Origin of the sequence: Paenibacillus brasilensis (genome assembly GCF_009363115.1) — a bacterium.
GTDB lineage: Bacteria > Bacillota > Bacilli > Paenibacillales > Paenibacillaceae > Paenibacillus > Paenibacillus brasilensis.
Genome location: NZ_CP045298.1, coordinates 1,449,688 through 1,465,820, shown reverse-complemented (window position 1 = coordinate 1,465,820; position 16,133 = coordinate 1,449,688). Strand labels below are relative to the sequence as shown.

17 protein-coding genes and 1 pseudogene are annotated in these 16,133 nt (G+C 43.6%); 12 read left to right on the top strand and 6 right to left on the bottom strand.

The features are described from left to right. The first annotated feature begins 104 nt into the window (after positions 1 to 104). On the top strand, positions 105 to 683 hold the full coding sequence (locus GCU48_RS06905; RefSeq protein ID WP_152379514.1) for a sensor domain-containing protein: 579 nt from the start codon (positions 105 to 107) through the stop codon (positions 681 to 683). Between the two features lie 124 nt (positions 684 to 807). Then, positions 808 to 2,598, top strand: a complete 1,791-nt coding sequence (locus tag GCU48_RS06900; protein ID WP_208811973.1) for a helix-turn-helix transcriptional regulator — start codon at positions 808 to 810, stop codon at positions 2,596 to 2,598. A gap of 497 nt (positions 2,599 to 3,095) precedes the next feature. Here GCU48_RS06900 and GCU48_RS06895 read toward each other — a convergent pair whose 3' ends face one another. Continuing rightward, entirely contained in the window at positions 3,096 to 3,431 is a 336-nt protein-coding gene (locus tag GCU48_RS06895; protein WP_244316111.1) for a DUF421 domain-containing protein, read from the bottom strand. Positions 3,432 to 3,518: 87 nt separating this feature from the next. Between GCU48_RS06895 and GCU48_RS06890 the strand changes: the two genes are divergently transcribed. The 4 genes from GCU48_RS06890 (at position 3,519) to GCU48_RS06875 (ending at position 7,917) form a co-directional block, all read left to right on the top strand. Beyond that, on the top strand, positions 3,519 to 4,097 hold the full coding sequence (locus GCU48_RS06890) for a TetR/AcrR family transcriptional regulator (RefSeq protein ID WP_152379513.1): 579 nt from the start codon (positions 3,519 to 3,521) through the stop codon (positions 4,095 to 4,097). A 103-nt stretch (positions 4,098 to 4,200) separates the two neighbouring features. After that, on the top strand, positions 4,201 to 4,941 hold the full coding sequence (locus tag GCU48_RS06885; protein ID WP_152379512.1) for an SDR family oxidoreductase: 741 nt from the start codon (positions 4,201 to 4,203) through the stop codon (positions 4,939 to 4,941). A 97-nt stretch (positions 4,942 to 5,038) separates the two neighbouring features. Further along, positions 5,039 to 5,740 (top strand): SDR family oxidoreductase, encoded by a 702-nt coding sequence (locus GCU48_RS06880; protein ID WP_152379511.1) that lies wholly within the window; start codon positions 5,039 to 5,041, stop codon positions 5,738 to 5,740. A 638-nt stretch (positions 5,741 to 6,378) separates the two neighbouring features. Then, positions 6,379 to 7,917: an FAD-dependent oxidoreductase gene (locus GCU48_RS06875; protein ID WP_152379510.1), complete on the top strand. Its 1,539-nt coding sequence runs from the start codon at positions 6,379 to 6,381 to the stop codon at positions 7,915 to 7,917. A 28-nt stretch (positions 7,918 to 7,945) separates the two neighbouring features. Here the strand turns inward: GCU48_RS06875 and GCU48_RS06870 are convergent, their stop codons facing one another. Continuing rightward, the gene (locus GCU48_RS06870) at positions 7,946 to 9,133 is read right to left on the bottom strand and encodes a macrolide family glycosyltransferase (protein ID WP_152379509.1); all 1,188 of its coding nucleotides are present in this window, start codon (positions 9,131 to 9,133) and stop codon (positions 7,946 to 7,948) included. 235 nt (positions 9,134 to 9,368) lie between these two features. Between GCU48_RS06870 and GCU48_RS06865 the strand changes: the two genes are divergently transcribed. The 5 genes and pseudogenes from GCU48_RS06865 to GCU48_RS06850 all read left to right on the top strand — a co-directional run. Beyond that, positions 9,369 to 9,563, top strand: a complete 195-nt coding sequence (locus GCU48_RS06865; RefSeq protein ID WP_025719396.1) for an H-type small acid-soluble spore protein — start codon at positions 9,369 to 9,371, stop codon at positions 9,561 to 9,563. Positions 9,564 to 9,582: 19 nt separating this feature from the next. Beyond that, a complete protein-coding gene (locus GCU48_RS26800) occupies positions 9,583 to 9,753 on the top strand; it encodes a hypothetical protein (RefSeq protein WP_007432293.1) in 171 nt (56 codons plus the stop codon). Between the two features lie 176 nt (positions 9,754 to 9,929). After that, positions 9,930 to 10,358, top strand: a complete 429-nt coding sequence (locus GCU48_RS06860; protein ID WP_049825229.1) for a MarR family winged helix-turn-helix transcriptional regulator — start codon at positions 9,930 to 9,932, stop codon at positions 10,356 to 10,358. Continuing rightward, positions 10,345 to 11,382 carry a threonine aldolase family protein gene (locus tag GCU48_RS06855; protein ID WP_152379508.1) on the top strand — a complete coding sequence of 346 codons (1,038 nt, stop codon included), beginning with the start codon at positions 10,345 to 10,347 and terminating at the stop codon, positions 11,380 to 11,382. The genes GCU48_RS06860 and GCU48_RS06855 overlap by 14 nt, the downstream gene beginning before the upstream one ends. Positions 11,383 to 11,563: 181 nt before the next feature. Continuing rightward, a pseudogene (locus GCU48_RS06850) lies at positions 11,564 to 11,872 on the top strand (pectinesterase family protein); the annotation flags it as partial. A gap of 55 nt (positions 11,873 to 11,927) precedes the next feature. Here the strand turns inward: GCU48_RS06850 and GCU48_RS06845 are convergent. The 3 genes from GCU48_RS06845 to GCU48_RS06835 form a co-directional block, all read right to left on the bottom strand. After that, on the bottom strand, positions 11,928 to 13,154 hold the full coding sequence (locus GCU48_RS06845) for a sugar efflux transporter (protein ID WP_152379507.1): 1,227 nt from the start codon (positions 13,152 to 13,154) through the stop codon (positions 11,928 to 11,930). A gap of 216 nt (positions 13,155 to 13,370) precedes the next feature. Continuing rightward, positions 13,371 to 14,144 (bottom strand): alpha/beta fold hydrolase, encoded by a 774-nt coding sequence (locus GCU48_RS06840; protein WP_152379506.1) that lies wholly within the window; start codon positions 14,142 to 14,144, stop codon positions 13,371 to 13,373. A gap of 293 nt (positions 14,145 to 14,437) precedes the next feature. Next, on the bottom strand, positions 14,438 to 14,821 hold the full coding sequence (locus GCU48_RS06835; RefSeq protein ID WP_152379505.1) for a winged helix-turn-helix transcriptional regulator: 384 nt from the start codon (positions 14,819 to 14,821) through the stop codon (positions 14,438 to 14,440). Between the two features lie 163 nt (positions 14,822 to 14,984). Here GCU48_RS06835 and GCU48_RS06830 point away from each other — a divergent pair, with 163 nt between their 5' ends. Beyond that, positions 14,985 to 15,545, top strand: a complete 561-nt coding sequence (locus tag GCU48_RS06830; RefSeq protein WP_025719414.1) for an NAD(P)H oxidoreductase — start codon at positions 14,985 to 14,987, stop codon at positions 15,543 to 15,545. A gap of 87 nt (positions 15,546 to 15,632) precedes the next feature. Here the strand turns inward: GCU48_RS06830 and GCU48_RS06825 are convergent, their stop codons facing one another. Further along, the gene (locus tag GCU48_RS06825) at positions 15,633 to 15,971 is read right to left on the bottom strand and encodes a hypothetical protein (protein WP_244316110.1); all 339 of its coding nucleotides are present in this window, start codon (positions 15,969 to 15,971) and stop codon (positions 15,633 to 15,635) included. Between the last annotated feature and the right edge of the window lie 162 nt (positions 15,972 to 16,133).

The following is a 16,133-nucleotide window of genomic DNA, read 5'->3' as shown; positions in this document are numbered from 1 at the left end:
ATGATCTTACATGCCGGAAATGTCATATGACATTTTTACACTGGTGCGGTTGACGGAAGATGCCGTACGATGCGGATAGTATACGGAGAGGAGCGATGAGCCTTATGAAATCAGGTTTCATCCAGAATGGTTATTTTTTATTGTTAACTTTCGTTACAGGATTGTTTTACTTTTGTTTTTACATGGTTGCTCTGTCATTCAGTTTAAGTCTTTCCTTTACGGTCATCGGCATTCCACTAGTTACACACGTATTGCGAACGACGACAACCTTTATCCAATTCGAGCGCACGCAGACGAAAATTTATACCGACATTACGACGGACGTTTACGACAGAAAAGGAGCAACGGGCTCATCCGTTTGGGCGCAAGCCAAAGCAGAGCTTAGGGATCGCCGCAACTGGTCCGCCGTCTTTTGGTTAATGCAGAAGTTCGCGATCGGACTCATCAGTCTCGTCAGTGTAGCCGTTCTCTATGTAGCGCCACTTGCACTCCTGTTGGCGCCGCTGTTGTATCGTTACATTGATATGTATCTCATTTTCATGCAGGTAGATACGTTGGCGAAAGCACTCATTATGATGGCTGTGGGACTGATGCTTGCCGCAATAAGTTTCATGCTGTCGGGTCGGTTGGCGAAAATAATGGGAGGTTATACGCGCAGCATGATTCGGCAGTTGAACCGATAGCTGTTTTGTTCCCGGCCTTCGTGCAGGTGCTACAGCGCAAACAGCAAAAATATGCACGGCACGAAGGTTTGGTCTATAATACTGTAGGAAACAAAACAGAAAGCGGCTTAGGGGTTGATTGACATTGTTGGAGATGGTTAAGCAGTGGGTTTGGTATGATTGGATTATGCTGGCGCTCCGCCTTATTGTTAGCGTTTCGCTCATCCTCACGACGAGAAATGTTCAGGAAAGTTTAACGCTGCCGCTATGGAGCGTTATTTTTTGGGAGCTTGCCGCTCTCTCCATTCCGTGGTTTTGCTTGATGTTCAACTACAAGTATTATTTGCTCACGGAAATACTGTTATTTGGCGGACTATGTATCTATTTAACCTCATTGTTTCCGGAAGCTTACCCTACCTATCTTGTATCGACGTTTCTTATTGCCGCGAACAGCGCCCATAGGTCCTATCGTTGGACGGCCCCGGCAACGGTCCTTGTGATACCTGGCATTTTCTATGCGATTGCGCCAAGCAACAGCTATTGGCTTATGGTCACCCACTATGGGCTTGCTTATGTGATGGGATTCGCTTTTCATTTGTTGATTGTCAATCATCGGCAAAATGAAACGATCCGCAAGCAAAATGCGGTGCTTGAGCAATACATGTCCCAAATCGAGCGCATTACACTGGCAGAAGAACGAAACAGACTGTCGAGGGAACTTCACGATACAGTCGGCCATGCCTATACGTCCATCATTATGGGGATGGAAACGTTACGCCCCGAACTGGCTGCCGAAACGGGGATACAGCGGCTGGAAGCCTTGCTTGAGTTGGGCCGCAAAAGCATCGAGGAAGTGAGGGGCTACTTGCATCAAATGGAGTCTCCTCAGCAGTCGCTTTCCCTGGCCCGGTCTCTGCAAAAGCTTGCCGATGAATTTCGGGAGCATGCCCAGGTCGATGTAAGCTTTCGGGCGTTCGGAGAGGAGTACCAACTGTCCCACCAAGCGAAGATGGCGTTCATTCGCTGCTTGCAGGAGTCGCTTACGAATGCGGTTCGTCACGGCCAAGCGACGGAAATTACCGTTTCTCTACAATTCGAGCAGCAATATACGAGGCTGGAGGTGCAGGACAACGGAAGTGGGCTTGAAGAATGGCGGGAGGGTTTCGGCATGAACGCGATGAAGGAACGGGCGATGAATTTGCAAGGTCAAGTGTCCGTCTATACAAAGCCAGGGGGCGGGACGCTTGTCATCTGTACTTTGCCGCGACAAGCGGAAATGGCCGACGAGCTTATTCGCTTATTGATCGTTGACGACCAGCCGTTTATTCGGGAAAGTTTGCGGACGCTGCTCGACAGGTACCCAGATTTGAACGTAGCCGATTTGGCCGAGGATGGCAAACAAGCCGTCGAGCTGTGCGGACGCCATCAGCCCCACGTAGTGCTTATGGATTTGGATATGCCGCATATGGGCGGAGCCGAGGCAACTAAAATGATCAAGCAGCAATGGCCGCATATCCGCGTATTGATTTTTACGACGTTTCAGGATACGGAGCAAGCGTTGGACTTGCTGCGGGGCGGCGCGGACGGCTTCCTGCTGAAATCGGCCGAACCGCTCGAGTTGGCCGATACGATTCGGCTTATTCATCGGGGAGGCACATTAATCGATCAGAGGATGTCCCATAAAATATTCGATAAGCTCGATGATAGCATCGAATCGCCGCAATCGAAAGCCGCCGCCGACTATGGCCTTACGGCCAGGGAAATAGAAATATTGCAGTTCGTTGCCAAAGGGCTCCGGTACAAGACGATAGCGTCCAAGCTGTATTTGTCGGACGGCACGGTCCGAAACTACGCCTCCTCGGCCTATATAAAGCTAGGAGTGCGTAACAAGGAAGAAGCCGTCCAGAAAGCGTTAGAAATCGGGATAGTCGAATAGTGAAAAGGTAACCACAGGAAAATCCGCCTGCAATGGTTATGAATGGATGCGACATGCCAAACCGGTAACGATCGGGGAACTGGAAAAAGCGTTAGCTCAATTGCAATCGAAACAGTCGCCAAAGCAGCAGGGACAAAATGGCGATCTTTTTAACTAGGTCATACACCATGAACACCAACATCAAAATCCCCCGGAATTAAACTAAGAAGCGCCCCCTTTGGCGGAATTGTATTAAGGGGGCGTCACTTGCAAATCAAAGCCTGCTGGGGGATTTTTTTTCGTATGTAAATAATTCGGAAATGGTAACACTACGATATCCCCTTTCCACAAGCCCGGGCAATAGTTCTTTAAGGGGTCCCGCAACATGCCCATCAAGCTAAGTAATTAATACACCCCCAAAAAATGAAAAAAGCTATCTTTTATTAACATAAAGAATAGCTTTTTTTCGTTTTGGGGGTATTCAAAAATATTAACTTGATGGGCATGTGGCTAGCCCCCTATATTAAAAAATCTCTTTCTGGCGAAGCTGTTGGTTTAAAGTCTATGAGAACGGCGGGTGTTCCTTCTGTCCTCATCTTAAAGTTTCTGAATTTCAAAAACAGCTTGGATAAAACAAAAGAAGTAATTGTAAAAACGGACAGGGCTATTAATAGGTGGACGACTTGTATCTTTTCGTTAAATGCAAAGTTGGCTCCCATAGCTCCCAATATGACAGCCCCCACGAATTCGTGAAAGTTCATATTTGAAAGGGTTTGCTTTTCCAATATTCTTGCAATTAGCATGAGGATAACGAATGCAGAAAAACTTTTTATCAAAATAACGATATCGTCCATGGCAAGCTAAGAATTCAGGTTTAGAAACGATGTTTTTTCTTTACTGAACGTTCCCAATGTGTTACATTAGTTTTGGGAGGTAGTTTTATGGCTAGAAGCAAAGAGTTTGAAGTGAACGAAGTATTGGATAAAGCAATGAAGATATTCTGGGAACAAGGTTACGAGAAGACATCGATGAGTGATCTGGTTGAGCATATGGGAATCCATCGTAGAAGTTTGTATGACACATTCGGCGATAAACATTCGCTCTTTCTGCAGGCTATGGATCGTTATATCAACAAAGCTGAAGCCGCCTTTACAGGGGAAGTTAAACGTTCTAAGACTGCAACGGAAGCTATTCAGATTATTTTTCGTTTCATGGTTTTCGATGAAGAGGGCTTGCCTTCCGGCTGCCTAATGGTGAATTCGGCGGCGGAACTGGCCGCACGTGATGCCGATGTGGATAGCAAATCTATTGAATCATTCGCAACAACAGAGCAACTGTTTGAGAAGATTATTCTTTGGGGGCAGCGGGATGGAGAATTTTCCACTGATTTGGATGCCAAAGGGTTAGCAGAATCTCTGCATGCTATTTCGGTTGGTATAAGGGTCCTGGCAAGAACCTCGGTAGATAAAGAAAAACTATCTCGTATAGTGAATATATCAATGAAACTTTTGCAAGGCTGATAATTTTTTTGTAATTACTAGAATGATCGTTCTCATCTTGTGTGCATGTCCCTTTGCTTAAGTTAATCTCCGAAGATAAGTTATAACAAAGGAGGATTTAAAAATGAAATTGGCAGGAAACACGATTTTTATTACAGGCGGCGGTTCAGGAATTGGACGAGGGTTAGCAGAGGCATTACACAAACTTGGAAACAAGGTTATCATCTCAGGACGGAGTAAAGAGCGTCTGGAGGAGACCATTCAAGCGAATCCTGGCATGTCTGCAGTGGAGCTGAATATACAGGACCCTGCAAGCGTAAATTCAGTTGCCCAGCAGTTAATTAAAGAATACCCGGATCTTAATGTATTGTTTAACAACGCCGGTATTTATACACCTGAAGATCCGTCGGGGTTGGTTGACGAAGATCTTTTGGTTCAGACAGTCACCACAAACCTGCTTGGTCCGATCCGTATGGCGTCTGCACTGCAGGGCCACTTAAAGTCGAAAGAAGAAGCTTATATCATCAATACGACTTCGATACTCGGATTCGTACCCGTGGTACAGGGGGCTATATATTCTGCGACGAAAGCAGCGCTTCACTCCTATACACTGACTCAGCGCTACATTCTGAAAGATACATCGGTGAAAGTACTGGAAATTGCGCCGCCATTGGTTCAAACGCAAATGATCAATTACGATCCAAATGCGATGCCACTTGCAGCATTCATTGAAGAAACGATGAATGTACTTGGTACAGATACGGATGAAGTTCTGGTGGAGTCAGCGAAAATGTATCGTAATAATCCGGGCCCGAACGAAAGCATTCTTGTGAAACAGGTTAACGATATGTTGTTTGGTCAGTAATTCGCTTTTATGATAAAGCACGCTATTGATGTATGAAATAGAAGCATGTATACCAATTTAAGAACGATAATTCTAAAAACAAGGGAGAAATAAAAAAATGGATATTTCAAAACAAGTTGCTATGGTCAGCGGTTCAAATCGAGGTTTAGGAAAACAATTGGCTCTTGAGCTTTTAGCAAGAGGAGCCAAAGTATACGCTGGAGCGAGAAACCCAGCATCAGTTGATCTGCCGGGTGCTATTCCGCTACAGCTCGATATTACTGATCCGAAATCCGTCATGGCTGCGGCTGAGACTGCTGGGGATGCAACCCTTCTGATCAACAATGCTGGTTCCGCAACGGGCGCTTCCCTCTTCACAGGTGAGTTGGACGATATTTATTTGGAATTCAACACCCATGTTTTCGGTACAATTTCAATGGTTCGAGCTTTTGCACCTGTTATTGAAAAAAATGGTGGAGGTTCGATCCTGAATATCCTATCTGCATTATCTTGGGTCAATATCGGTGACTCAGGGGCATATTCAGCTGCAAAATCTGCTCAATGGGGAGCAACAAATGCATTACGCTTGGAGTTAGCCCCTAAAAACATTAAGGTTGCCGGATTGCACGTAGCGTTCATGGACACGGATATGACAGCTAGTATCGAAGCACCTAAGACTAGTCCAGAGGAAATCGCCAAAATCGCGATTGATGGAATCGAATCTGATCTCTACGAGATTATTGCTGATGATACAAGCCGGAATTTACAACAAGGCCTTGCCGGAGGAGTACCTTCCCTGTACCCCCAATTGTTTCAATAAAATACCACATAATTATTCTTAGGAGGAGTACAATTAATTTGCATTTCTTCGTTTATCCCTGCTTTTGGATACTTGTGAAAAAGTATATAGGCAGTTCTTTGAGGAGGTGGGCTATCAAGATCAGAAGTACAAAGTTCAGGTATTTTTATGTAATCATAATATCTGCAATACTTCTTGAGACGATTGCCCAGCTTTTTTTATCTCCAAGGAAGTTTGGCAGCATAGAAACAGTCCCGAATGTAATTTTCTCCTTTTTGTATTATTAAAATAATGATTATGCCAAAGATTGAATTCGTGAGACCAACGTAAATAGCAAAGGAGAGTCCTTGTGATATAGAAATGAAGCAATCGTAATTCCTTGAAAAACTGGGGAGAGTTTAAAGATTAAATCAGAAGCGGCCAGGGTACTAGAAAATAGCCTAAAAGTTCAAAAACACTTGATTTTATTGGTTTTTATGGAGATAGTTGGGAATACATATTATTTGAATGTGCCTCCACATCGTAATCTTCAAAATGTATAGAAAATTCAGAAGCATCACGTTATTCACTGTTGTCCTGACTAAGAGAGTCGCATAGTGAATATAAAAGTACATAATGACAACAATATACATAAAGTGTAATTTTAAGGGAGTTGTAAAATGATGAAAAACGAATCTCATACAATATTTCCACAATTTCCGGAATCGTATTGGTTAGCTTCAACTGACATCCCCGGCTTTCCCAAGCTTAATGGGGATATTCAGGTGGATGTTGCCATTGTAGGTGCGGGAATCACCGGTATAACTACTGCTTATTTACTGTCTAAAAAAGGATTAAAAGTTGCGGTCGTCGACGCAGGACGGATGCTTCATGGGACAACAGGCCACACTACCGCCAAAATTACCGCTCAGCACGACTTGATCTATAGTGAGTTTCTTTCACATTTTGGTAAGGAGAAAGCACGGCTCTATTATGAAGCTAACCGCGATGCTCTTCAATTCATTAAACAAACGGTAGAGAAGTACAATATTGATTGTCAATTTACAGAAGAAGATGCCTACGTTTATACGTGTGCAGATACGTATGTGGACAAAATCGCCGCTGAATATAAGGCCTACGAAGAATTGGGCATCCCGGGGAGTTATGTCGAGCATACACCTCTGCCGTTTTCAACGAAAGCAGCTATCATGATGAAAAACCAGGCCCAGTTCAATCCGGTTCCTTTCTTAAAGCATTTGGCGAATCAAGTCATCCGTCAGGGCGGGAAAATTTACGAGCAAACCACCGTTGTAGGTGTGGAAAAGGGAAGCCCTGCCATCATTAGAACAAACGACGGAAATAAAATTACTTGCAACCATGTGGTATCCTCCTCGCATTTTCCATTCAATGATCCAAGTAGTCTTTATTTTGCACGATTGCATGCCGAGCGTTCTTATGTACTAGCGGTCAAGACCGACAGAATCTATCCGGGGGGGATGTACCTAAGTGCTGAAGCTCCAAAACGTTCGCTTCGCTCGGTACTGGTAAATGGAGAACCAATGGTGATCGTCGGTGGGGAAGGCCACAAAACGGGCCAAGGAATTTGTACCTTCCAGTACTATGAAGCATTAGAAAAGTTTGCAGAGCAAACATTTGGATTAAAGGAAATCGCTTATCGCTGGTCGGCCCAAGACTTGTATACACTAGACAAGCTCCCCTATATCGGGCAGGAACTATCCGACATCTCTAACATCTTCGTTGCTACGGGCTATAGAAAATGGGGGATGAGCACAAGTGTGGCGGCGGCTTTGTTAAATACGAATCTGATTATCGGTAAGGAAAGCCCGTACCAGGATCTTTTCTCCCCTTCAAGATTTCATGTGGACCCCGATGTTAAAACATTCGTGGCTCAAAATGCAAATGTGGCTAAACACCTGATTGCGGGGAAGTTAGAAATGAGCCACAAAAAAGCCGAAGAACTGCAACATGACGAAGGAGCGGTCGTCCGGGTGAACGGCAAAAGGGCGGGCGCTTACCGAGACCTACAAGGAGCATTGCACTTAGTGGACACAACTTGTACTCATATGGGCTGCGAAGTCGAGTGGAACGAGGCGGAAAGAACATGGGATTGCCCATGCCATGGCTCTCGCTATTCGTATCAAGGCGAAGTCATTGAAGGACCGGCCCAAAAATCTCTTGGCAAGGTTGAACTCGAATAGCACCATAGAGGATAAAAAAGCTCGCGATTTACGCGAGCTCCTTTTGAAGATAAGCATCAATTTTTGCGAGAGCTTCCTCTGTACCTCCGGCTTGCTGGAAGCTTTCTTTTATTTTTTGCACCCCCTCTTTATACGCTGCGTTCGACACCACTTCACGTACGCCATCTCTTAATGATTGTACACTGATATGGTCCTTGGTTATTCGATAGCCAGCTTGAAGTTCCGTTAACCGCTGCGCAACCATCGGCTGATCCTTATCCTGAGGCAGGACGACCAAAGGTACATTAAAGTGAATTCCTTCATTCACGCTGTTCATTCCACCATGAGTAATAAACACATCTGAATGACGTAATACCTCTAATTGAGGAACATAGGGCGAGATGATAAAGTGCTCAGGGGCCGGATTGATTTTCGTAAAGTCAGCTTTCTCGCCTGCTGCAATCACGACGATGCCTTCAAAATCGGAAAAAGCTTCAATACAGGTGTTAAAAAAGTCTTCAATATGATCGAACATCGTTCCCATCGAAATATACAGAACTTTTTTATCTTGTAATGCATCCAGGGGGAATGAATTTTCCCCTTTGCGCTCTGGGAAGCTGGGGCCAATAAAAAGATTCTCGTCACTAAACAGTTCGCCGTTCGGCTGGAAATATCTGCTGGTATATACAACATTCAGTGCCCCTGAATTATTCATAAATTGAAACATATGCTTGGGAGCAACACTGAATTTTTCCTTCATGTGCTGCAGGGAGGTTGTGGCCTGTTCATCAATCTGAAACGGTACTTCAGCATCAGGACGAAAGGGGTTAACAATCATCTGATTGTTTGAAACAAGAAAGGATGGAGATGAAGCAATGCCGGGGATATTCAAATAATCTCTAACTAATTCGCCTGCTCCGAATCTGTCATAGAATACAAAGTCAAAATCAATGCTTTCCGACAACTTCTGGGTAACTTCCAATATGTCTAGCGAAGTCTGAATTTGAATGTTCAAAAATTCGTTCAATCCGGATGGAGAAGATCCGTTAATAGAAGCATTTCTGACCAAATCGGGATGCAGGTGAACCGTTGCTCCAACTGCTTCTAATCTGTCCTTGTATTTCTCAGTTGTAATGTAATGTACTTGGTCCCCTCGTGCTGCAAAGGCTTGCGTAATCCCGATCGTAGGGTTCACATGCCCTTCTGCTGGAATATTAACCATTAAAATGTTTAACATTCATCATCACTCCTTTTCGTTTCTTCGAAGATCGCAGTTTTCACTGAATCTCTCTATCTATAATAACAATAATATTTATTTTTTCAAATGATAACCTTTCTGCAAACGTATTTAAGTGTCCCAAATTAATCTGAGAGAATTATTGTACAGGGGCAAGTCGGTAAGAAATGTGTATAACAGATATTCATCTTGTGCATAGTAAAGACGAACCTAATCAGTTAGGGAGGCCTTTCAAATGAATGTCCAAAGAGCACAAGAAATAGCGTCCTCTCCCATAATGGCGAATGTGTTGTGTGATGGGCTGCCGATTTATATTCAGCATGTGAATGAGCAGAGTGAAACGGCACGTATTTATGCGCTCAACAAGCCGGAAGAGGAACGGGAAGTCCCCTTGTACACGTTAACAGAACGGGATCAGACACTGGAATAAGAAAGGAGTGATATGAAGAATGAAACCAAATCAACAGAAAGTGGTCGAGGCCGACCGCTTGAATTTTCGTGACCAGACTGATGATGTGGTCAGGGAAGTACCAGCCACGACGGATGCCAGCGAAGCCGTTGCTGCGATGACCTCACATATCAATAAATACGATGTACCGGATGAGTTGGAGGAAAAATAGAGAACGATCAAGCACGCACAGGATTTTCTGCTGCGTGCTTTTTATATGATACAAAACTTGAATGATATTGGCGTTTTCGTTGACATAGTCCACAAAAATCCTTAATATAATTGTTGCATAAGTCCACTAAATAGGGGGAGTTATACATCAATATAGATGCTGGGATCATAGCAGATATGAGACGTTTCAATCGTTTTTATACCAATATGCTGGGTGTATTAGACAGACATGTGCTGGATAGCGGATATTCCTTTACCGAGGCACGCGTCATTATAGAGATCGGTATGATCGAGCCATGTATAGCCAATACATTGGTCGACTCTCTTAAAATTGACCGCAGTTATATGAGTAGAATCATAGCTAAACTTTGCAAAGAGGGCTTTCTTGTTAAGGAAAATTCTACGGTAGATAATAGAACAAATCTGATTCGTTTGACGCCTAAAGGGAAAGCGTTCTATCACCAACTGGATGAAAGATCTGACGAACAAGTCATAAAATTAGTTCAAGGTTTATCAGAGGAAGAGATTAAAGAATTACATGCTTCTATGGTGTTCATTCAGAATAAACTAGAGAAATTGGAGAGATTACAAAATGATTCGATTTGAGTGTGACTATACCGAAGGTGCCCATGAGCGTATTTTACAGCGACTATTGGAGACGAATGACGAACAAACTGGCGGCTATGGTGTGGATAAGCACTGTGAAAAAGCTAGGGCTTATATTAAAACGGCATGTGACTCCGAAAATGCGGACGTACACTTTTTAGTTGGAGGTACACAGACCAATACAACGGTGATCTCTTCTATTTTGCGTCCGCATCAAGGCGCCATTGCCGCAATTTCTGGACATATTGCCGTACATGAGACAGGAGCGATTGAGGCTACTGGACATAAAGTACTTACTCTGCCAAGCGATGATGGGAAAATCCGGGCCGAACAGGTAAAGAAGCTGTATGACGCTCACCGGAATGATGCCACTTTTGAGCATATGGTACAGCCTGGTATGGTTTATATTTCACAGCCTACCGAGAATGGAACGATCTATACTAAATCCGAGCTTAAAGCATTAAGTCAAGTTTGCCGGGAATGCGACTTACCCTTGTTTATAGACGGTGCTCGCTTAGGGTATGGCTTAGTGGCAATGGACAACGATGCATCTTTAGCAGATATAGCGAAGCTGTGCGATGTATTTTATATCGGCGGGACAAAAATTGGAGCGTTGATGGGAGAAGCGGTAGTTATTATAAATGATGCTTTGAAAAAAGATTTTCGATACATGATCAAGCAAAAAGGAGGGCTGTTGGCGAAGGGAAGAATGTTGGGCATTCAGTTTGAAACTTTATTCGAAGATGGTTTATACTATGAAATTTCCAAGCACGCTATAGATATGGCCATGTTGCTTCAAACTGCATTAACGAAACAAGGAATTCAATTTCTATATCATTCTACAACCAACCAGCAGTTCCCTATTTTACCAGATCGTACATTAAAAGCTTTAAGCGAAAAATATACTTTTTCCTTTTGGGAAAAAGTTGATGCTACACATAGTGCTGTTCGATTTTGTACCAGCTGGGCCACGAATAAAGAAAATGTTGAAATGCTGATTCAGGATATCCAAGCCTTGCAGTAAAAGATACGTAAGTTGATAGGAAGTAAACCCAGAAGCTCATACTTCAATGCGTAACTGCAGTGAAGTATGAGCTTCTTATGCTGCCAATGCAATGGGTTCAATGCAGCTTGTCTTCAGTTCCATGAAAGAGCAAGCGGATCTAAAAATAGAAAAACAATCCGACATCCTCTGCAATATGCTGAGCTACATCAGTGGCAGTGTAGATTTTATATTTGGCAATGCATCTGCCGTGTTTGATAATTCGATCATACACAGCCTGCGTGCCGGATATGTGACAGCAGCTTCAACAGAAGAGAACAAGCCGGGGGGCTGGAATAATTGGGGCAAGGAATCCAATGAGCAGACTGCAAGATTTGGAGAGTTCGACAGCTTTGGGCCAGGTGCAAGAGGGAGCGAGCGTGTACCTTGGGCCAAACAGCTTACTGCCGACGAAGCAAGCCAGTACACCGTTGAAGCCGTTAATAGCACAACAAAGCAGTGCGCGTGGTAACCCGGACTTTACGTACTCGTCCAAGGTTACCGCTGTTTCTTGGATTGGAGGCACCCTATAGACTGTGATTTCTTTCTTGTAGAGCAGCTGATTTTCCAAACTCTAATTTTTTAGAGACCGCCAGCAAACCGAGGGAACAGAGAATCAAGGCCAGGCATACCCAATAGGAGTTTCGATAACCCATCCATTGAGCGGTTAATCCGCCCAACAAGCTTCCCACCAGTCTGCCGATGGTTGTCGCATTGGAATACAGGGTCGAGGCGTAACCAGGAAGAGAGGGCAATAAATCCTGCATATAGCTGATGCCGATGGCCGAAATCACTGCAACAAAGAAGGCAAGAAGTAGCTGCCCCACTAATAGCTGCCACATCTCCGTAGACATAAGGACGAGAACATAATAGACAACTCCTGTTAATGCCCCTAAAGATACAAGCAAACGATTGGAGTATTTAGCTGCAAGTACGCCCAGCATGAGCATCAAAGGTATTTCTAATAGCGCGCAGACACTGGATATTAGAGCCACATCACTCGTGTCCCCCTTTAAATTGTGAATGATAAACAAGGAGATATTCAAATTATTCATCCAGTGAGACACATAGAGCAAGGTGAGGACTGAGAAGGGGATCAGAATTTCAATGTTTTTATGTAATGTAATGTGATGTATTGAGAGCTGCTCCTTACTTTTGAGCCGAGCAGGGGATTGCTTAATAAAACAAAATAGAAGCATAGCGATAAGTATAAAAATAAGAGTTGTCCCTACAAAAATACCTTTAAAACCGGTATGTGCAATCAGGAAAGACCCAAAAAGCGGCCCTGTGATAAAGCCAAGAGAAAACATAGAGCGAAGTGTCGAATTGGCAAAGGCATGATCAGCTGATTTACTGCGATCTACCGCTTCACGTGCACTGGCAAATAACTGCGGCATTCCAGGTGCGCCCATGGCTGTGAAAACAGTCATATATACAAAAAGTACATAAAAATTTTGAATGACAAGATATCCTGCAAAGGCTATCGCATTAAATAACGTACAAATAACCAAGATTTGTTTGCGATCCAATCCAGTATCAGAACGCTTGGCAATCAGAGAGCTTATCCATATACCGCAAATCAAGGTCACAGCCGTAAAAACGCCAAAAGTTCCAACCGATACGCCAAGTGTAGTTGTAAAATATACAGCCAAAAAAGGTGCGCTGATTGATATGGCTATACCCTGTAGTAACATACAGACCATAAATAGCGGGTAGTTAGGAATAACAAAAAGATTCTTAATACGCTTTAGCATTTCATTTTTACACCCCTTCAGATTTAGAAGCAGAATATTAAATATTTATCCTCTGAACTATATATGAGGTTAGCATAATTTGTATATTTACACTGTATCAAATATTATTTTTCCTTTGATGAGCTGGCCATTTTTTGCGAGGTCATATACAGACAAAGATATGGTATTGAGAGTGGGATGCAGATGTGTATATGGAATTTTTCTGTAGATTGCGTCTTAAAGGCTGAAGCGGTCTATGAATTGCTTGATCTGGTCGTTCAAAACTCCGGCGGCCTTCGTAGGAAGGCGGTGATCGACTTTTTTAATGAAAACAAGCTCATTTTTCGGCAATTGCTGATGTAATATTTTAGCATAAGGATGAAAGAGCTTATCATCCTCACCATAAACGAGCAGGACAGGAAGATGGATTTCCCCGAGACGTGAGGTGCAATTGTACTTCAAGCTGTATCGGTAATATTGTTCGACATTGCGGGAATTTCCCTGCTTCGCATCGTTGAATAATTCACGGAACAAAGCAAAGTGTTTCGTTTGCGACCAAGCATTAGAAAGCGCAATCGTAGCGACTGCGCCGATTTTGGAAAGAGCCATACCCAAAGAAATTTTATTTCTTAGTCGCCATTCGTTTACTTCCGACATTCCACTGATCACGATGCCTCCCCATGCCCGATCCGGATAGGCCAAGAGAAATTCAAGCACTATCGAGCCTCCGGTAGAATATCCACACAAAAAGACTTTATCAATGCTCATCTGGTCCATCAACTGTTTGATATCCTGGGCGATCAGAGGGTAAGTAACCGTTTGTTTGGAAGACTGACTCTTGCCGTGTCCTCTGATGTCAAAAGCAATTGTTCGAAAATGAGGCGATAGCCCTTGGATTTGGTATGTAAAATTTAAGCTTGTGAGTACCGGAGGATGAATGAAAAGGATAGCGATTCCTTTTCCAGAATCAATATAGTGCATGGAGTACCCATTTATGTTTGTAGTAGTCATCGTTATGCTCCCCTCCCTTTGGTGATTTGTTTTATTAGAGATAATTTGGGCCTGTCAGATCAAAAAAATTCATGAAATTATAAATTTATTTTTATCCGACGTAGTGAAGCAAGTCTTGTCGATATGAAGATAAATAACAACCAGATCAAGTATGGAGTATATCCTGACGTTTTGGCGAGGCTGTACGGGGGCCATGAATTCTCATGAAGGAAGATACGTTGTCGTGTGACGGTCAAGCCCGGATATGAACTCGTTTGATACACATCCCAAATCATTACGAATCGTTGATAAGTCTAAAATAGAGGTTCGTTACCGATTGCAGAATATTCCTCCAGCACCGTTGTTTTATCACCATAAACCCTGTCTAAGTGTTCTTCTCCCCATAAGCAAAAACGATCGAGCAGATCTTTAAAATCCCATCCGTATTCACTAAGCTCATACTCTACTTTGGGTGGAACCTGGTTATAGATAATTCGGTGGATGATTTCGTCCTTTTCCAGCTCTCTAAGCTGCTGTGTGAGCACTTTTTGGGTGATTTTCGGAATGAGCTGACGGAGCTCATATGTACGTTTTTTGCCGCTGGTTAGATGATGCAGGATGATGGCTTTCCATTTCCCGCCGATGACCTCCAGGGTCGCTTCAATCCCGAGCATATATGTTTTTGCATTATCTTTCATTTGCTGTTCTCCCCTCGGATCTGTAGTGCAAAAAAGCATTAAGGAACCTTAAAGTACCTACGGTACATTGAAGTGCGTACTTCACACTTTCATATATATCAACCATAATAGCATCTGTAGACAGGGTACACCAATCACGAGAAGAAAGAAGGTTACGGATAACATGAAAGTTCTATTGGTCGTTACGCATCCTAGAGAAGACTCACTTACCCTTGCAGTCATGAAGCGTTTTGTAGAGGGATTGAAAGAGAATAAGCACGAGGTAGATATTCTGGATTTGGATCGGGATGGGTTTAATCCGGTTTATAGCGCGGCAGACGAGCTGGATTGGAATACTCCTCATAAACAATATGCTCCTGAAACACGGAGAGAGATGGACAGAATTGCTGCTGCGGATGCTCTGGTCTTTGTGTTTCCTCTATGGTGGTACAGTGTCCCTTCCATGCTAAAGGGATACCTGGATAAAGTATGGAACATAGGCTTACTTCAGGAGTTTACGACAAAACAGGTTTTGTGGATGTGCCTGGCGGGAGGAACAAAAGAACATCTGATCAAGTATGGATACCACGATCTGGTAACTCAATATTTGAATAAAGCCATTGCCGGTTACGCAAGAGTAAGAGAGTCCAAGGTTGAGTTCTTCTATGATACTTTGTCCGAATCGAAAGAATACATTGAAGGCTTGCTGGAGCACGCCTATCAATTAGGTCGAGCATATAAGTGAACCTGAGGAATGAGTAAAAGCACCTTCAAAACCACTTTTATAGTGATTTCAAGGGTGCTTTTTATTTTAAGTATGAACTGGGGAAAGCTACCTTTTTATTGGCTCATGTATAGGCGCTGACGCTCCTCCTTGCACAGAGATCCCGCCGCCAGGCGTGCTAGTTGGACCAACGGAATGAGTTGCCCCCATTCCAGGAGCATCGCCTGTAGCATTTTTGGCCAGCTTTTGCTTTTCCCACAGTGCTCTGGCTATAACCAGCATGGAGAGTACACCGACATATAGCAACAATGAGCCAAGTTCGGGAAGCATTTCCTGTAAAGGCGCACCACGTAGTCCCATCGTGCGGACGAATTTGTACATCCATACAAATGGGAAGAAATTACCGATTTGGATCGCCAAAGGCGGAAACAGTGACCTCGAAAGCACGGCTCCCGAGAGAACAAAAAATTTTGCCAAGGCTCAAGACGAGGTGTTCCATTGTTAGGTCGTCAAGTAATCCCCTCCATTGATATTTACAATCAAGTGCTCGATAATAAAGTGGATGTTGGTGTGGGCCTGGAGATTCAGCCCGAAATTTAGAAATGTTAT

Bases quoted from the DNA above. Each gene is read 5' to 3' on its own strand.
- GCU48_RS06855 (WP_152379508.1), top strand. From the start codon at position 10,345: ATGATTCGATTTGAGTGTGACTATACCGAAGGTGCCCATGAGCGTATT.
- GCU48_RS26800 (WP_007432293.1), top strand. From the start codon at position 9,583: ATGAAACCAAATCAACAGAAAGTGGTCGAGGCCGACCGCTTGAATTTT.
- GCU48_RS06870 (WP_152379509.1), bottom strand. From the start codon at position 9,133: ATGTTAAACATTTTAATGGTTAATATTCCAGCAGAAGGGCATGTGAAC.
- GCU48_RS06880 (WP_152379511.1), top strand. From the start codon at position 5,039: ATGGATATTTCAAAACAAGTTGCTATGGTCAGCGGTTCAAATCGAGGT.
- GCU48_RS06860 (WP_049825229.1), top strand. From the start codon at position 9,930: ATGAGACGTTTCAATCGTTTTTATACCAATATGCTGGGTGTATTAGAC.
- GCU48_RS06840 (WP_152379506.1), bottom strand. From the start codon at position 14,144: ATGACTACTACAAACATAAATGGGTACTCCATGCACTATATTGATTCT.
- GCU48_RS06885 (WP_152379512.1), top strand. From the start codon at position 4,201: ATGAAATTGGCAGGAAACACGATTTTTATTACAGGCGGCGGTTCAGGA.
- GCU48_RS06875 (WP_152379510.1), top strand. From the start codon at position 6,379: ATGATGAAAAACGAATCTCATACAATATTTCCACAATTTCCGGAATCG.
- GCU48_RS06830 (WP_025719414.1), top strand. From the start codon at position 14,985: ATGAAAGTTCTATTGGTCGTTACGCATCCTAGAGAAGACTCACTTACC.
- GCU48_RS06865 (WP_025719396.1), top strand. From the start codon at position 9,369: ATGAATGTCCAAAGAGCACAAGAAATAGCGTCCTCTCCCATAATGGCG.
- GCU48_RS06835 (WP_152379505.1), bottom strand. From the start codon at position 14,821: ATGAAAGATAATGCAAAAACATATATGCTCGGGATTGAAGCGACCCTG.
- GCU48_RS06845 (WP_152379507.1), bottom strand. From the start codon at position 13,154: ATGCTAAAGCGTATTAAGAATCTTTTTGTTATTCCTAACTACCCGCTA.
- GCU48_RS06895 (WP_244316111.1), bottom strand. From the start codon at position 3,431: ATGGACGATATCGTTATTTTGATAAAAAGTTTTTCTGCATTCGTTATC.
- GCU48_RS06890 (WP_152379513.1), top strand. From the start codon at position 3,519: ATGGCTAGAAGCAAAGAGTTTGAAGTGAACGAAGTATTGGATAAAGCA.
- GCU48_RS06905 (WP_152379514.1), top strand. From the start codon at position 105: ATGAAATCAGGTTTCATCCAGAATGGTTATTTTTTATTGTTAACTTTC.